12 protein-coding genes are annotated in these 15,565 nt (G+C 66.6%); 8 read left to right on the forward strand and 4 right to left on the reverse strand.

Annotation, left to right across the window (positions count from 1 at the left end):
- Positions 1-7: 7 nt before the first annotated feature.
- From ACTIF6_RS19820 to ACTIF6_RS19840, 5 genes are all read left to right on the forward strand, one after another.
- Complete coding sequence (locus ACTIF6_RS19820; RefSeq protein ID WP_439589654.1) at positions 8-640, forward strand: Pr6Pr family membrane protein; 633 nt, start codon at positions 8-10, stop codon at positions 638-640.
- Positions 641-765: 125 nt separating this feature from the next.
- Complete coding sequence (locus ACTIF6_RS19825) at positions 766-1,161, forward strand: hypothetical protein (RefSeq protein ID WP_439589655.1); 396 nt, start codon at positions 766-768, stop codon at positions 1,159-1,161.
- A gap of 52 nt (positions 1,162-1,213) precedes the next feature.
- Complete coding sequence (locus ACTIF6_RS19830; RefSeq protein ID WP_439589656.1) at positions 1,214-2,689, forward strand: UbiA family prenyltransferase; 1,476 nt, start codon at positions 1,214-1,216, stop codon at positions 2,687-2,689.
- Between the two features lie 22 nt (positions 2,690-2,711).
- Positions 2,712-3,071: an SMR family transporter gene (locus tag ACTIF6_RS19835; protein WP_439589657.1), complete on the forward strand. Its 360-nt coding sequence runs from the start codon at positions 2,712-2,714 to the stop codon at positions 3,069-3,071.
- A 4-nt stretch (positions 3,072-3,075) separates the two neighbouring features.
- Positions 3,076-4,617 (forward strand): ArnT family glycosyltransferase, encoded by a 1,542-nt coding sequence (locus tag ACTIF6_RS19840; RefSeq protein WP_439589658.1) that lies wholly within the window; start codon positions 3,076-3,078, stop codon positions 4,615-4,617.
- Between the two features lie 13 nt (positions 4,618-4,630).
- Here ACTIF6_RS19840 and alr read toward each other — a convergent pair whose 3' ends face one another.
- Positions 4,631-5,746, reverse strand: a complete 1,116-nt coding sequence (gene alr, locus ACTIF6_RS19845) for an alanine racemase (protein WP_439589659.1) — start codon at positions 5,744-5,746, stop codon at positions 4,631-4,633.
- Between the two features lie 187 nt (positions 5,747-5,933).
- Between alr and lplT the strand changes: the two genes are divergently transcribed.
- A complete protein-coding gene (gene lplT, locus ACTIF6_RS19850) occupies positions 5,934-7,217 on the forward strand; it encodes a lysophospholipid transporter LplT (RefSeq protein ID WP_439589660.1) in 1,284 nt (427 codons plus the stop codon).
- A 6-nt stretch (positions 7,218-7,223) separates the two neighbouring features.
- On the opposite strand, the gene ACTIF6_RS19855 is transcribed toward lplT, so the two are convergent.
- A complete protein-coding gene (locus ACTIF6_RS19855; RefSeq protein WP_439589661.1) occupies positions 7,224-8,294 on the reverse strand; it encodes a hypothetical protein in 1,071 nt (356 codons plus the stop codon).
- A gap of 166 nt (positions 8,295-8,460) precedes the next feature.
- On the opposite strand from ACTIF6_RS19855, the gene ACTIF6_RS19860 reads away from it, so the two are divergent.
- Entirely contained in the window at positions 8,461-8,946 is a 486-nt protein-coding gene (locus tag ACTIF6_RS19860) for a glutathione peroxidase (RefSeq protein ID WP_439589662.1), read from the forward strand.
- Here ACTIF6_RS19860 and ACTIF6_RS19865 read toward each other — a convergent pair.
- Entirely contained in the window at positions 8,876-10,069 is a 1,194-nt protein-coding gene (locus ACTIF6_RS19865) for an acyltransferase family protein (RefSeq protein ID WP_439589663.1), read from the reverse strand. The genes ACTIF6_RS19860 and ACTIF6_RS19865 overlap by 71 nt on opposite strands.
- A gap of 136 nt (positions 10,070-10,205) precedes the next feature.
- Between ACTIF6_RS19865 and ACTIF6_RS19870 the strand changes: the two genes are divergently transcribed.
- Complete coding sequence (locus ACTIF6_RS19870; RefSeq protein ID WP_439589664.1) at positions 10,206-11,084, forward strand: LytTR family DNA-binding domain-containing protein; 879 nt, start codon at positions 10,206-10,208, stop codon at positions 11,082-11,084.
- A 13-nt stretch (positions 11,085-11,097) separates the two neighbouring features.
- On the opposite strand, the gene ACTIF6_RS19875 is transcribed toward ACTIF6_RS19870, so the two are convergent.
- Positions 11,098-15,565: calcium-binding protein (locus tag ACTIF6_RS19875; RefSeq protein ID WP_439589665.1), on the reverse strand; the 4,468-nt coding region annotated here is incomplete at its 5' end.

Raw genomic sequence — 15,565 nt, forward strand, 5'->3', positions numbered from 1 at the left:
TGGCGATATGAGCACTTCGGCCGTGCCCTGGCGCCTTCCGCCGCTGACCCGCCTGGTGGCTGCGGTGGCGTGGTTCGGGCTGCTGCTGCAAGCGGTGCTGACCCTCCGCCTGGTGCTCTCGCAGGGCGGCAGTGTCACCGGTGCGCTGGTGGTCTATTTCGGGTACTTCACCGTGCTGACGAACCTGCTGGTCGCCGTGAGCCTGTCGCTGCCCACGCGCTGGTTCCGCACGCCCGGCGTGGCCACCGGTGTCGCGGCAAGCATCGCGCTGGTGGGGCTGGCCTACCACCTGCTTTTGCGCCACGCGTGGAATCCGCAAGGCCTGCAATGGGTGGCCGACGTGACGCTGCACTACGTCACCCCGCTGCTGTGCCTGCTGCACTGGTGGCTGGCAGTGCCGCCTGCGCGCCATGCCTGGCATGCGCCGTGGGTCTGGGCTGCCTGGCCCACGGCTTACCTGGTCTACGCGCTGCTGCGCGGTCACTGGCTCCAGAGCTACCCGTATCCGTTCATCGATGTGAGCGTGCTGGGTTATCGGCAAACCCTGTTGAACGCCATCGGCCTGTTGGTGGTGTTCATCGTCCTGGGCCTGGCCTTCGTGGTGGTGGCACGGTGGCGGCTCCGGCGGACGGCGCGTTGAACCGCCGCTGAACCTTTTCTCGAACCCCATGCTCAGATCCATTCTTCGCCATTAGGAACTTCCACCTCCATGCACATTCATCCTGCCCCGAGCCCTATTGAAATGATGTCGACGGAGACCCTGTCATGAAACCACTCATCTGGGGTGTTTTTGGCCTGCTCGCCCTGTGCTGGACCGGCCTGGCCGCTGCTTCGGTACAGATCACCGAATGGCTGCTGACCATGGCGGGCTCGGGCCAGATGACCGACGCGGCCACCGCCGCCGGGCAATGGCCGGTGCCGGCCTGGCTGGCGGCCTGGATCGACCCGGCCTGGGTGAAGAACATGCAAGTCGCCTGGCTGGGCCTGGTGCAGTGGCTCGGCCAGGTGTTGCCCTCCAGCAGTGGCCTGATGGATTGGGTCACCCCACTGGTGTGGATCACCTGGGCACTGGGCATGGTGTGCCTGCTGGTGCCCACGGTGGCCCTGCACTGGCTCGCCGGCAAGCTGCGCACACCCACGACCCTCAGGCAGGCTGGGTGAAGCGGGGGTCGGCCCCTAAAATCGGCCCACCCCTTCACGGACCCCACTTCGCTTGACGCCTGCCGCCGATCCACCCGTTTCGCTCGAGACCTGTCCACTCTATGTGGATCTGGACGGCACGCTGACGCCCAGCGACACGCTGTACGAGTCGGTGATGCTGTTCATCCGGCGCAACCCGTTCAACCTGCTGCGCATGCTGGCGTGGCTGCTGCTGGGCAAGGCCGCGTTCAAGCAGCGTCTGGCCGGCGCGGTTCGCCCCGATCCGGCGCGCCTGCCCTACAACGAGCGCTTCGTGCAATTCCTTCGCGAGGAGCGCGCGCGGGGTCGCCAACTGGTGCTGGCCAGCGCGGCCGACGTGCGCATCGTGCGCGAGGTGGCGGCGCACCTCAAGCTGTTCAACGACACCCTGGGCACCAATGCCCGCAGCGATGGGCTCAACCTGAGCCGCCGCCACAAGCGGGCGGCGATCGAGGCACATGCCGGGGCGAGCCACCACACGCGTTGGGCCTACGCCGGCAACAGCCGCGACGACCTGGCCGTGTGGGAAGGCAGTGCACAAGCCGTGGCGGTGAACGCACCGCCCGCCGTGCTGGCCCGGCTCCAGCAGCTCCATCCCCAGGCGCGTGTGTTCGAGCGCCAGCGCCTGAGCCTGCTCACGGTGTTGCGCGCCATCCGCCTCAAGCAGTGGTCCAAGAACGCGCTCCTGTTCGTGCCACTGCTCGCCGCCCACTCGCTCGACCCCCATCGCTGGGCCATGGTGGCACTGGCCTTTCTCGCGTTCGGCCTGTGCGCCTCGGCCACCTACCTGTTCAACGACCTGCTGGACCTGCCCAACGACCGCGTGCACCGGTTGAAGCGCCTGCGCCCGCTGGCTTCGGCTGCCATCGCCATCCCCACGGCCGTGCTGCTGGGTGTCGTGATGATGGTGCTGGCCTTCGTGCTGGCGTTTGCCGTTTCGACCGCCTTCGCCGCGCTGCTGCTGGCCTACACCGCCACCACGCTGGCCTACTCGATGGTGCTCAAGCGGCTGGCGCTGATCGATGTGCTGGTGCTCTCGGGCCTGTACACGCTGCGCATCGGCGCAGGCGCTGTGGCCGCCGGGGTGGACCTGTCGAACTGGCTGCTCGCCATCTCGATCTTCCTGTTCCTGAGCCTGGCACTGGTCAAGCGCTGTGCCGAACTGGAAGAGCTCGACGACGGCATCGCCAAGCTCGCACCCGGCCGGGGTTACCAGCCACGCGACCTGTCTTCACTGCGCGCCATGGGCATGGCCAGCGGCTTCCTCGCGGTGATGGTGCTCACGCTCTACATCGACAGCCAGAACAGCCTGGCGCTCTACCGCCATCCCGACTGGCTGTGGGGCGCGGCGCCCGTGCTGCTGCTGTGGATCATGCGCATCTGGCTCAAGACCGGTCGTCGCGAATTGCGCGGCGAAGACCCGCTGCAGTTCGCCCTGCGCGACCCGTTCAGCTGGGCGACGCTCATCGCCATGGGCTGCATCGGCCTGGCCGCCACCGTCGGCATCTGAGCCGTCCACCAGGCCCACCACCATGAAGTCCATCGCCCTGGCCCTCGCCCTGTTCTGCGTGCTGCTGTCGTCCGCGGCCCAGATCGCCATGAAGCGCGGCATGGGAGCGCCGGCGGGCGCCGACGTGAGCGCCACCTACGTGCACGCACTGACCAGCCCGATGGTCTGGCTCGGCCTGGTGCTGTACGGCGCCAGCGCCGTGCTGTGGTTGTGGGTGCTCTCGCGGCTGGACGTGAGCGTGGCCTATCCGCTGGTGAGCCTGGGTTTCGTGATCACGCTGGCGCTGGGCGTTCTCTGGCTGGGAGAACCTTTCTCGTGGCTGCGCGTGGCGGGTTGCACGCTCATCGTCGTCGGGGTCTCGCTGCTGGCGCTCGACGCCTGAAATCATGCACGCCAGCGAGTTCTCCGCCCACGCATCGCGCCAGGTCTTCTGGGGCACCTTCGCGATCACGCTGCTGCTCAAGGTCGTGCTGGCGGCGGGCTTCCCCATGACCGGGGACGAAACCTTCTTCTACCAGTGGGGCGTGTTCCCGGCCTGGGGTTATTCGGACCACCCGCCCATGGTGGGCTGGCTGCTGGCGCTGCTGCGCCAGATCAGCGAACACCCGCTGGCGCTGCGCAGCTTCACGCTGCTGGTCACCAGCCTGATCGCGCTCGGCATCGTGGACCTGCTGCGCCGCTTCCTGCCTGAAGAGCGGGAGGCCAGCGCCTGGCTGGCGGGCGCGGTGTACCTGGTGATGCCGTGGTCGTGGATGTTCGTGCTGGTCACCACCGACACGCCGCTGGTGTTCTTCATGGCGCTCTCGGCCTGGGCCTACCTGCGCGCCGACACCAGCGCGCGAAGCACGGGCTGGTACGCACTGGCGGGGCTTTTCCTCGGCCTCGCCTTTCTCTCCAAGTACTTTGCGGCGCTGCTGGGCTTTGCCTACGCCGCGCACTGCTTCGGCTGGCGCCGCGAACGCTGGTGGGCGCCTTTCCTCATCTTCGCCTTCGCCCTGCCCGCCATCGCGTTGAACGTGGCCTTCAACGCCACGCACGGCTGGAGCAACGTGATGTTCAACGTGTTCAACCGCAACGAGGGTTCGCACTGGTCGATTGAAACCCTGGGCGTCTACATCGGCATGGCCCTCTATCTCCTCACGCCCTGGTTGTTGTGGCGTGGTGTGTCGACGCGGGTGGCCAGCGGCGTGTCGCCCACCACGACGCGCACCCTGGCCGTGCTGTGGATCTTCCCGCTGTTGCTGTTCCTGCTGCTGAGCACGCGGCGCACCATCGGCCTGCACTGGGTGCTGGGCTTTGTGCCGCTGTTCGTGCTGTGGGTGGGCCTGCGCCTGGAGGCCCGCCCCCTGCGCCGCGCCATGGGCTGGACGGTGGCGCTATCGGTGCCGCACCTGCTGGTGGTGGCGGCCATAGCCTGGGCGCCGCTGGCCTGGTGGCAACCGTTCAAGATCCACGACCGCGCGGTGTTCCTGCGCGAGACGGCCCAGGTGGTGGCCGAACTGCGGCGCGACCTGCCGCCAGACGCCACATTGATGGCGCGCACCTACAACCCGGCCGGCATGCTGGCCTACCACCATGGCGCCTACGTACCGGTGTTCGGCGTGGGCCGCCACCATGCGCGCCAGGACGATCAGATCGTCGACTTCCGATCCTTTGAGGGAAAGCCGCTGCGCATCTTCGCTTACGACGACCCCGACCTCGCTGCGTTTGCGCCCTACTTCGAGCGCGTGAGCAAGCGCCGTTTCGAGATCGAGGGCGTGGCCTTCTTCGCGGTGGACGGCGAAGGCTTCCGTTTCCAGCCGTACCGCGATACGGTGCTGGCCGAAGTGGCGCGCGAATTCCACGACATCCCGAAGTGGCTGCCCGTGCTGGGCAACCCTTTCTGCGAGCGCTATGGCTTCGCGGCGTGCTCGCCGGGGCGGCCCTGACCGGGCGCCACGCTCAATCCGAGAACGGCACGCGCGCGGCCACCGCACACATCAGTTCGTAGCCGATGGTGCCTGCGCAGGCGGCCACTTCTTCGACCGGCAACACCGCGCCCGAGGCCGCCCGGCCCCACAGCACCACCTCGGTGCCCACGCCACAGGGAATGCCGGCGGCATCCAGGGGCGAGAGATCGACCGTGATCATGTCCATGCTGACGCGGCCGATCACCCGGGTCTTCATGCCTCCCACGAGCACGGGCGTACCCGCCGGTGCGTGGCGCGGATAACCATCGGCATAGCCGCAGGCCACCACGCCAATGCGCAGGGGACCGTCGGCGGTGAAGGCCGAGCCATAGCCCACGGTGTCGCCGGCTTGCAGCGACTGCGTGCCGATGATCCGGCTGGACAGCGTCATGGCCGGCTGCAGGTCCCAGTCGGCCGCGCTGTGCTGGGGAAAGTCGGGCGCGCTGCCGTACAGCGCGATGCCTTCGCGCACCCAGTCGGCGGCGAGTGCCAGTGCGCCGAGTCGCGCGCCCGCGTGACGCAGGATGGCGGCGCTGTTGCTCAGGGTGCGCTCACCCGGCAGGTCGGCGGTGACGCTCTCGAAGATCGCCACCTGGTGGGCAATCCCGCGCGGGCCATCGGCATCGCTGAAGTGGGTCATGAAGGAAATCTCTTCGACCTGCGGCAGCGCATTGAGCCGCGCCCATGCGCTGCGGTAGGCGTCGGGCTTGAAGCCCAGGCGGTTCATGCCGCTGTTGAGCTTGAGGAACACACGGTGCGGCACCTGGGTCTTGTGGGCCGCAAGCCAGTCGATCTGCTCGGTGCAGTGCACGGTGTGCCACAGGCTCAGGCGCGAGCAGAGTTCGAGGTCGCGCGGTTCGAACACGCCTTCGAGCAGCAGGATGGGGCCGCGCCAGCCCAGCGCACGCACGCGTTCGGCTTCCAGCAAATCCAGCAGCGCAAAGCCGTCGGCGCTTCGCAGCGCATCGAAACAGCGTTCGATGCCATGGCCATACGCATTGGCCTTGACCACCGCCCACACGCGGGCATCGGGCGCCAGCTGGCGGGCGCGTTGCAGGTTGTGGCGCAGGGCCTCGGGATGGACGGTGGCAAGAATGGGACGGGGCATGGCGTGCGGAATGTCGCGGGGCATGGCAGAGAGGGCGGCCGTGTCGCGCTGGAGGGCCGGCGTTCCAAGGGCAGCGTGCTATAACCCCGCATCCGTTGGAGACACCCGTCAACTGTCGCACAAAACCGCCGGCGCAGCCCGCTCAGCCAGCCTGTGCGCAAGCGCACTGGCACACAAAATCATCGCCATGAAGCGCGGCTTCTACACCATCATGACGGCGCAGTTCTTCAGTTCGCTGGCGGACAACGCATTGTTCGTGGCGGCCATCGAACTGCTGCGCACACGCGGTGCGCCCGAATGGCAGAGCGCGGCCCTGGTCCCTTTGTTTGCGCTCTTCTATGTGGTGCTCGCGCCTTTCGTGGGCGCGTTCGCCGATGCCAGGCCCAAAGGCCAGGTCATGTTCATCAGCAATGCCATCAAGCTGCTGGGCTGCCTCGCGATGCTGGTGGGCGTGCACCCGCTGCTGGCCTACACCCTGGTCGGGCTGGGTGCTGCAGCCTATTCACCGGCCAAATACGGCATCCTCACCGAGCTGCTGCCGCCCTCGCAACTGGTCAAGGCCAACGGCTGGATCGAAGGCCTCACCATCGCCTCGATCATCCTGGGCGTGCTGCTCGGCGGCCAACTGGTGGGGCCGCTGCTCTCGGGCTGGCTGCTGTCGATCAATGTGCCCGGTGTGCACACCGGCATTGACCGGCCAGCGGAAGCCGCCGTGGCCTTCCTGATGCTGGTGTACGCGCTGGCCGCGTGGTTCAACACCCGCATTCCGCTCACCGGCGTGACGCCACGGCCCATGCCCAGCAACCCGCTGGCGCTGCTGCCCGATTTCTGGCGCTGCAACAACCGCCTCTGGAGCGATCGCCTGGGCCAGATCTCGCTGGCCACGACCACCCTGTTCTGGGGCGTGTCGGGCAACCTGCGCTACATCGTGCTGGCCTGGGCAGGTGCCGCGCTGGGCTACAGCACCACCCAGGCTTCGTCGCTGGTGGGTGTGGTGGCCCTGGGCACCGCCGTGGGCGCCGTGGTGGCTTCGATGCGCATGCGGCTGGACCAGGCCACCCGCGTGATGCCGCTGGGCATCGGCATGGGGGCGCTGGTGATCCTGATGAACTTCATCGACAACGTGTGGGTGGCTGCGCCCTTCCTGGTGCTGCTGGGCGGCCTGGGCGGTTTCCTGGTGGTGCCGATGAACGCGCTGCTTCAGCACCGAGGCCACAACCTGATGGGCGCGGGCCGCTCGATCGCGGTGCAGAACTTCAACGAGCAGGCGTGCATTCTGGGCCTGGGCGCGCTCTACAGTTTTTCCACCGGCATGGGCTGGTCGGCCTTCGCGGCCATCACCGCGTTCGGTGTGCTGGTGGCCGGCTTCATGCTGCTCATCGCGCTGTGGCACCGCCACAACCAGAAGCACCATCCGCACGAACTGGAACGACTCCTCGAGATCGCGCGCCGCGACGACCTCCATGGTTGAGGACGTTCAGAATCCCACGTTGGTGGGCGCGAAGCCGTCGAGGCTCACCAGGCGGTGTTGCGCCAGCACCTTGTACAACTCGGCTTCGGTGATCGAGCGAGACAGGTAGGCATCGCTGCCAGCCAGGCCCGCCTTCATGCGGTCCATGCTGCCCGCGGTGGGCGCAAACATGATCACCACCGGCGCGCCCTTGGGGCCCTTGGTCTGCTTGGCCGAGCGGCAGACCTGATTGGCGTCGGGGTCGCCCTTCAGGCGGTCGATCACCACCAGCCGGTAGTGGTGCGCCTTGAGCATCACCAGCGCCTGAGATGCTTCGCGCGACCAGTCCACCGACAGGCCGTATTTCTTGAACCGCTTGAGCAGGATGCGCCCTTCCACCAGGCTCTCGGCCACCAGCAGCATGTCGCCGCGTGGCAGCTCGGCCATGGGGGCAGCGCCCTTGTCCGGGCTCAGGCGCGAGCGGGGTGCGCGCGTGGAGCGCGCGGGCGGCGCCGGTGGCGATGGCAGGTCGTCGAGACCACCGAAATCGGTCATGCGCATCACGCCGGTGCGCCCTGCGCTGGCAGCGGTCCGCGCCGATGCGGGGGACGCTGCAACCGGCGCGGTCTGGCGCAACATGGGGCGCGTGGGCGGGAATTCGGTGTCGGCCCCACGCCGGCTGCCGGCGCGTCGCATGCTGGCGTCCAGTCCCTGGAGCTGGGAGGCCTGGTACGGCTCGGTGGCGTGGTAGCCGGAGTTGCCCGAGCGCTTTTTCGCCGCGGGCGGTGCAGCGGTGACGCCCACAATGCCGTCGAGCGCCGCGAGCACGCTCACCAGGCGCACGGGCTTGCGCTGCAAGGGCCAGCCGGTGCCGCCGTCGGTGTTGCCCACGAGCAGGATCTTGCCGGGCAGGTCGGCGTAGCGCACCAGGTGCAGGGCCTGTGCGTTGTCGGCGTTGACCACCAGGATCTGCGCATCCATCACCTCGTCCTGCACGCGGTAGCCAGGGGGACGGCGAGCCGCCAGGCGAAGGAAGGATTCGAACGTGGACGACTCCGCCTGTGAGAAGCCCACCAGCGCCACTGTGTATGCCACCATCACCTGCCTCGCTTGTTTTTAGGTGTTTCGAGGCAGTATGCCCGCGAAGAACAGGGGAATACCAGCTTTGCCGCATCGGCGAGCGGCTGGACTGTGACACTTTCGTCGTCAATTCAGCACCCGCGCCACAATCCAGCACCGCCCTCGTCATCCCCAGGAGCCCACCATGAGCAGCATCTACGACTTCGAAGCCCAGTCCATCGACGGCAAAACGGTGTCTCTGGCGCAGTTCCGCGGCAAGCCGCTGCTGATCGTGAACACCGCCAGCGCCTGTGGCTTCACGCCCCAGTTCGGCGGACTGGAAAAGCTGCACCAGGCCTACGGCAGCCGCGGGCTGGTGGTGCTGGGGTTTCCCTGCAACCAGTTCGGCAGCCAGGACCCGGGCAGCAACGACGAGATTGCCGGCTTCTGCCAGCTCAACTACGGCGTGAGCTTTCCCATGATGAGCAAGATCGACGTCAACGGCAGCGATGCCCACCCGTTGTACAAGTGGCTCACCGCTGAGGCGCCTGGCCTGCTGGGCAGCAAGGCCATCAAGTGGAACTTCACGAAATTCCTGGTGGGCAAGGACGGCCAAGTGATCAAACGCTACGCCCCGCAGGACGCGCCGGAGAAGCTGGGTTCGGATGTGGAGGCTGCGCTCGCGGCCTGAGACCGAACAAGGGGCGCAGCCAGGCCACCCGGCGCACCAGCCTGTCGGTGATGAGCCAGCAGCCCAGCGCCGTGCCCAGCAGCAACAGCGCCGGCTCCACCCACGGGCCGAACGCCAGTGGCGCCAGCCACACCGCGAGCCCGATGATCAGCGTCTGGTGCAGCACGTACCAGGGGTAGACCGACTCGTTGGCCCACGCCAGCCAGGGCCAGGGCCGGTTCAGCGTGTGATGAGCCCAGCCCAGCACCGCCACCAGACTGGTCCACAGGTACGCATCAGCCACCAGCCGCGCCACCTGTCGCCACCCAGGGTCGGTAGCGGCCAGCGTGACGCGCAAACCCACATGCAGCGCGAACGCACCGACCGCCAGGGCCAACGCGATCCAGCGCAGGCGACGCAGCGCGGCCCACAGGCCCGCGTCCACGCCGAGCCAGTGACCGTAGAGGAACAGCGTGAAGTACACCGCGTGCAACCAGGCGTCGTGGATCAGGTCGTGCGTGGGCGGGAAGTGCGGCCACAGCGTGAACGAATACAGCATCAACGGGAACACGGGCAGCACCAGCAAGGCGGCGCCACGAAGCCGCGTGAACGCCAGCCGCAGCCACTGGCCGGGGCCTGAGTCCAGCACCGGCGAGAGCAGTGCCAGCACCACCGTGTACAGCCACAGGTAGGGCAGGTACCAGAGGTGGTTCCAGGTGACGCCGACATCCGAACCGGCGAACGCGCCTTTCGGCCACGGCCCGCCGGTGAAGTAGCGGCCCAGAAACGCGGCAAACCCCGGCTCGATCAGGCCCTGGTCCAGCATCTGCACATACGGCTGGTAGGGCACCACCACCGCCATGCCGAAGGCCAGCGGCAGCAACAGGCGCAGGCTGCGCGCACCGATCAGCCGCGCTGGCGAGAGGCCGCGCCGCAGAAAACCGAAAGCAATGCCCGAGATGAGGAACACCAGGTCCATGCGCCAGAGATTCACGGCCCGCATCGGCCACTGCAGCCACTCGGCCGCGTGCGGGCTCTTGATGTGCCATGCCCAGTCGGCCACGTAGTACATGCCCACGTGGTAGACGATGACCATGGCAAACGCCAGGGCGCGCAGGGCATCGATGTCGTGACGGCGGTTCATGATTTTCTCCAGCAGGCCCCGGAACGCGGATTCTTGGTGCCAGCGGTGGCGGTAGGGGCCGATTTGGGACGGTTCGTTGGCCGGCTGTGACCAGTGGCGGACACCTGGGGCGGGCACAGGTCCTAGACTCACAGCCATGGCACCCGCTTCCGACTGGTTCACTCGCTACCTCGCGGTTCGCCGCCGGGCCGAGGTGGCGTTCTGGATCGTGGTGCTCGGTCTGCAAGCCGCCTTCAACAGCGTGGTGACGTGGATGGACCTGGAGCGCGTGGCCGCCAGGCCCCTCGAGCCGTGGCACCCAGTGATGTGGGAAGCCACCAGCGCGCTCGTCATCGGCGCGCTGATTCCGCTCATCGTGCGGTTCGAACGGCGCTTTCCGATCCGCTGGGACACGCTGCGCACCGCGTTGCCCATGCACCTGCTCGCCAGCTTCGTGTTCTGCGCGCTGCACGTGGGCGGCATGTGGCTGCTGCGCAAGGGCGGTTACGCCCTGATGGGCGAGCGCTACGACTTCGGCCCCTGGTCGGTGCAGCTCGCCTACGAATACCTGAAAGACGTGCGCAGCTACGCCATGATCCTGGCCGCCATCCTGAGCTACCGCTTCCTCATCCTGCGGCTCACCGGCGAAGCGCGCGTGCTCGACGCGCCCGAGCCTGCCCCCGGCGCCGAAGCCGCCCCGCAGCCAGAGGTCCGCCCCACCCGCTTCCTGGTGCGCAAGCTGCGGCGCGAATTCCTGATCACCGCCACCGACATCGCCTGGGTGCAGGCCCAGGGCAACTACGTGGGCCTGCGCGTGAACGGCCACGACTACCTGCTGCGCGCCACCCTCACCGAGTTCCTGCAACAACTCGACCCTGAGCGCTTCGTGCGCGTGCACCGCAGCCACGCGGTGAACCTGGATCACGTCGCCGAGATCGAGCCGCTGGACAGTGGGGATGCCCGGCTGCACCTGCGCGATGGCGCCACGGTGCCGTGCAGCCGGCGGTACCGGGATGTGATGGGGCAGCGGTTGTAACGCGCCCCGTCCCTCACATCACCACCACCCCCTGCTGCACGAACAGCTCGCGCCCCGCCGCCCCGCTGTGCGTGTACACCGCGTAGTCCAGTCCCTGGTGTTGCTGGGTGCCCGCGCCGCTCCAGCTCCCCGAGCCACCCACCAGCTGCACCGCATCGCCCGCATCCCCCAGCACGATCAGCCGGTCTTCATCTTCGTCGGGCATGTTCAGCAACTGGTCGATGGTGAGTTTTGCGGTGTTGTTGCCTCCGCCGGTCAGGTCGATCCGCTCGATGCCCGTGAACGTGTGCTGGCCGTAGGCCGTGAAGTCCAGCAACACACCGCTCTGGTCGCTCCGCAGTGCCAGCGTGTCCGTGCCCGCCCCGCCGTCGTAGCGCGAGTTCGCCAGCGCAGCCCGCTCGGCCGTGCCCAATGTGATCACGTCCTCGCCTGCGCCCGTCACCTGGCTGGCCGCTGCCGCGCCTGACGCCGCCTGGCTGCTCACGCGCAGCTGGATCGTGCTGCCGCTGGTGAGCGCCGGGTCGGTGAGCGTGACCGTGGTGCCGCTGACGGCGCTCGTGGCGTCCTGCCAGGTTTCACCGCCGTCGATGGAGTATTCGAGCCGCTCGGTCAGGATCGGCGTGCCGCCCGCGCTGAGCCAGTTCGCCTGCACCGCCATGAATGCTCCCGTGGCTTCGTTATAGAGCCGGGTGTCGGCATTGGCGTTGAAGACGATGTGGCCGTCGGCGAACCAGAGCTCGTCGTCTTCGCCCACGCTGGTGAGCCTGACCACTTCGGTGGGCCGGGTCTTGTGGGTGAAGGTGTAGACGCCGGTGTCCTGCTCGATCGTCTGGGTGTAGTCGTTCAACTGGCCAGTGAAGCGGATGCGATCGTTGCCAGAGCCGAGCACACGCGCATCGATGCCGGTGCCCGGGGTGACGTAGACCGAATCGTCGCCCGCGCCGCCCATCACCACGTTCATGGCCTGCCCGCTGCTGCGCAGGGGGGCGAGGTCCTGGCCGAGCATGCCCTTGATGTTGACCTGGATCGGCAGGCCGGTGGCCACGGGGCTGTGGGCTTGTGCGTCGGTGAGCACGGTGGCCAGCGGGCGCGAGAGCGTGGCACTGAGGGTGGTTGTGGTGGTGTCGATACCCTGGATGGCGAGGGTGGCATCGGGTGTGTTCGCCGGGGTGCCCTGAGGCACCAGGAAGCTGGCTTCAATGGCCTTGAAGGCGCCGGTGCTCTCGTCGTAGAGGCGGGCATCGCTCAGGGCGTTGAAGACGATATGACCGTCCTGGAAGTACAGCACATCGTCATCGCCCACGCTGGTGAGCTGGAGCACTTCGCCCAGGCGGGTCTTGTGGGCGAAGGTGTAGACACCGGTGTCCTGGTCGATCGCCTGGAAGTAGTCGCTCAGCTTGCCGGTGAGGTAGATGGTGTCGGCACCCGAGCCCATGACCCGGGCGTCCACCCGCATGCCCGCGCCCACGTGCAGCGTGTCGTCTCCAGAGGAGCCGGTGACGACGTGCAGGGCTGGCGCACTGGAGTCCCCCAGGCCGATGACGGGATGGGCGAGGTCGAGTTCATCACCCCCGGCGCGCCTGAGGACGTACCGGATCTGGGTGGGCGGGGTTTCTGCGGTGACCATCCAGTGGACGACGTCATCGAAGTCCCAGGTCTTGCCGTTGGCGAAGGCGATGGTCTCGACGGTGCCGCGCTCGGCGTCGAAGTAGCCACTCACCCGCACCTGGTCGTGGCCGGCTCCGCCGAAGTTCAGGATGAGGTCGGTGCCTTCGCGGCTGGGGCGGGTGCCGGTGGGGGTGGGGCTGATGCCGGCTCCCAGGCGCAGGGTGTCGTGGCCCTGGCCATCGAGTTCGATGAGGGTGTCGGAGCCGCCGCCGAGGTGGTAGTGGTAGATGTCGTCGCCGGCGCCGCCTGCGAGGACGTTGGCGGCGCTGTTGCCGGTGAGGTGGTTGGCTTCGGCGTTGCCGGTGCCGTTGATGGTGGCGGTGCCGGTGAGGACGAGGCTCAAGTAGCCGTCGGACAGGGTGTGGGTGGCATCGGACAGCACGGGTGAGGTGTAGTCGGGCTCGATGTGCAGGGTGAACACGCTGCTGGCTGAAGCGCCTGCGGGGTCGGTGGCGGTGATGCGCACGGACAAGTCGGCATCGGCGCCCGTGGGGGGTGTGCCGCTCAGGGTGCGGGTAGCCGTATCGAAGCTGAGCCAGGCCGGCAGAGAGGAGCCGTCGGACAAGGTGGCGCTGTAGGTGAGGATGTCGCTTGCGTTGGCGTCGGTGAAGGCGCCGGTGGGTAGGGTGTAGGTCAGGGCGGTGCCTTCCAGCACAGTCTGATCTACCAACAACTGTGCGACCGCGGGGGCGTAGTTCACTGGAACATAGCGGCCCCCATTGGCCTGAATGTCCAGCAATTGCTGGGCGCTCCATGTCGTGCCATCGTCGAAGATCACCTGTTCGATCTGGAAGTTGGCCATAACGAACCAGCCAAAATAAAGGACGCTCTTGATCGTCACCGAATCAGTGGCGTTGCCTACCCAACGCAAAACCAGATCGTTGCCAATATTGACGACTTCCGTGTTTGTCGGCGTCAATCCCGCGCCCAATCTCAGCGTGTCGTGGTTTGCGCTGGCAGAGTCAGAGTCTGTGATCGTATCGGCACCATCCCCCAGATTGAAAACGTAGATGTCATTACCAGCACCGCCATTGAGCGTGTCGTTGCCTGTTCCGCCGATCAGCAAGTCCGCCCCGTCGTTTCCGTTGAGCGTATCGTCTCCGGCACCTCCTTCGAGTACATCGGCCTGCGAACCCCCGTGCAGCCTGTCGTTCCCCTCCAGACCTCGCAAATTGTTGGCGTAAGCGCTCAAGCCAGTCAGCGTGTCGTTGCCTGCAGAGCCGTCCTGTACCAGGCGCGTCATCAAGTCATCCAACGCCCAGACTGTGCCATCGTTGAAAACCACCGATTCGATCAGGCTGGATTGCTGAACCTGCGATCCGGAGATCACATTTTTGATCTTCACGGAGTCGGTCTGGTTGCCCGTCCAACTCAGCACAAGGTCACCACCCGATCGGACCACTTCGGTATTTGCAGCCGTCAACCCCGCTCCCAGGCGAAGCGTGTCGTGGTTGCCGACGATCACGTCGCTGTCCGTGATGGTGTCAGCACCATCCCCCAGATTGAAAACGTAGATGTCATTGCCAGCACCGCCATTGAGCGCGTCGTTGCCTGTTCCGCCGATCAGCAAGTCCGCCCCGTCGTTTCCGTTGAGCGTGTCGTTGCCCGCGCCACCTTCCAAGATATCGGCCTGGGAACCACCGGTAAGCGTATCGTTTCCTTCCAAGCCCCGGAGCCAGTTGGCGTACGAGCTCAGGCCGGTCAACCCATCATTTCCTGACGAGCCGTCCTGAATCAACCGCTCTATCAGGTGGTCCATCGTCCAGATCGTGCCATCGTCAAAGACAATCGATTCGATCAGGTAGGACGGCATCACCGAGGCTCCCTGGAAGACGCTCTTTATCGTCACCGAATCGCTGGTGTTGCCCACCCAGCGCAACACCAGATCGCCTCCAGAGCGCACAACCTCGGTGTGGGCTGGCGCCAACCCGGCGCCCAGGCGCAGCGTGTCGTGGTTGCCAGCGTCTGCATCCAGGTCCGTGATCCTGTCCGCCCCATCGCCCAAGTTGAAAATGTAGATGTCATTGCCCGTGCCACCATTGAGTGAGTCACTGCCTGCTCCACCGATCAGCGTATCTGCTCCCGCGCTACCGTAAAGCGTGTCGTCGCCAGCACCTCCTTCGAGCACGTCGGCCTGAACGCCACCGTAGAGCGTGTCGTTGCCGCCCAATCCTTTGAGGCGGTTGGCATGGTCGTTCAATCCGGTCAGCAAGTCATTCCCTGTCGATCCGTCCTGCACCAGACGCGCCATCAGGTCGTCCAGCGTCCAGGTCGTGCCATCGTCGAACACCACCGATTCGACCAGATAGCCGGTTTGGATCAGGGCGTCGTAAAACAGGCTCTTGATCGTCACCGAATCGCTGTCATTGCCCATCCAGCGCAGCACAACGTCACTGCCCGAACGAATCACTTCGGTGTTGGCCACCGTCAGCCCTGCTCCCAGGCGCAGCGTGTCCAGATTGCCAACGCTTGTGTCATGGTCCGTGATGCTGTCAGCCCCGTCGCCTAGGTTGAAGACGTAGGCATCGTTGCCTGAACCGCCATTGAGCGCGTCGTTGCCCGTTCCACCGATCAGCGTGTCTTCCCCTGCGTTGCCATTGAGCGTGTCATCGCCAGCACCGCCTTCGAGCACATCGGCTTGTGCACCACCGTTGAGCGTGTCATTGCCTTCCAGCCCGTTGAGCCGGTTCGCATACGAATTGAGACCTTGCAGCGCGTCACCGGCCGCTGAGCCGGCCTGCACCAGACGCGCCATCAGGTCGTCCAGCGTCCAGGTCGTGCCATCGTCGAACACCACCGATTCGACCAGATAG

This window comes from Hydrogenophaga sp., assembly GCF_051860785.1.
GTDB lineage: Bacteria > Pseudomonadota > Gammaproteobacteria > Burkholderiales > Burkholderiaceae_C > Hydrogenophaga.

Bases quoted from the DNA above. Each gene is read 5' to 3' on its own strand.
- ACTIF6_RS19820 (WP_439589654.1), top strand. From the start codon at position 8: ATGAGCACTTCGGCCGTGCCCTGGCGCCTTCCGCCGCTGACCCGCCTG.
- ACTIF6_RS19825 (WP_439589655.1), top strand. From the start codon at position 766: ATGAAACCACTCATCTGGGGTGTTTTTGGCCTGCTCGCCCTGTGCTGG.
- ACTIF6_RS19835 (WP_439589657.1), top strand. From the start codon at position 2,712: ATGAAGTCCATCGCCCTGGCCCTCGCCCTGTTCTGCGTGCTGCTGTCG.
- ACTIF6_RS19840 (WP_439589658.1), top strand. From the start codon at position 3,076: ATGCACGCCAGCGAGTTCTCCGCCCACGCATCGCGCCAGGTCTTCTGG.
- alr (WP_439589659.1), bottom strand. From the start codon at position 5,746: ATGCCCCGTCCCATTCTTGCCACCGTCCATCCCGAGGCCCTGCGCCAC.
- lplT (WP_439589660.1), top strand. From the start codon at position 5,934: ATGAAGCGCGGCTTCTACACCATCATGACGGCGCAGTTCTTCAGTTCG.
- ACTIF6_RS19855 (WP_439589661.1), bottom strand. From the start codon at position 8,294: ATGGTGGCATACACAGTGGCGCTGGTGGGCTTCTCACAGGCGGAGTCG.
- ACTIF6_RS19860 (WP_439589662.1), top strand. From the start codon at position 8,461: ATGAGCAGCATCTACGACTTCGAAGCCCAGTCCATCGACGGCAAAACG.
- ACTIF6_RS19865 (WP_439589663.1), bottom strand. From the start codon at position 10,069: ATGAACCGCCGTCACGACATCGATGCCCTGCGCGCCCTGGCGTTTGCC.
- ACTIF6_RS19870 (WP_439589664.1), top strand. From the start codon at position 10,206: ATGGCACCCGCTTCCGACTGGTTCACTCGCTACCTCGCGGTTCGCCGC.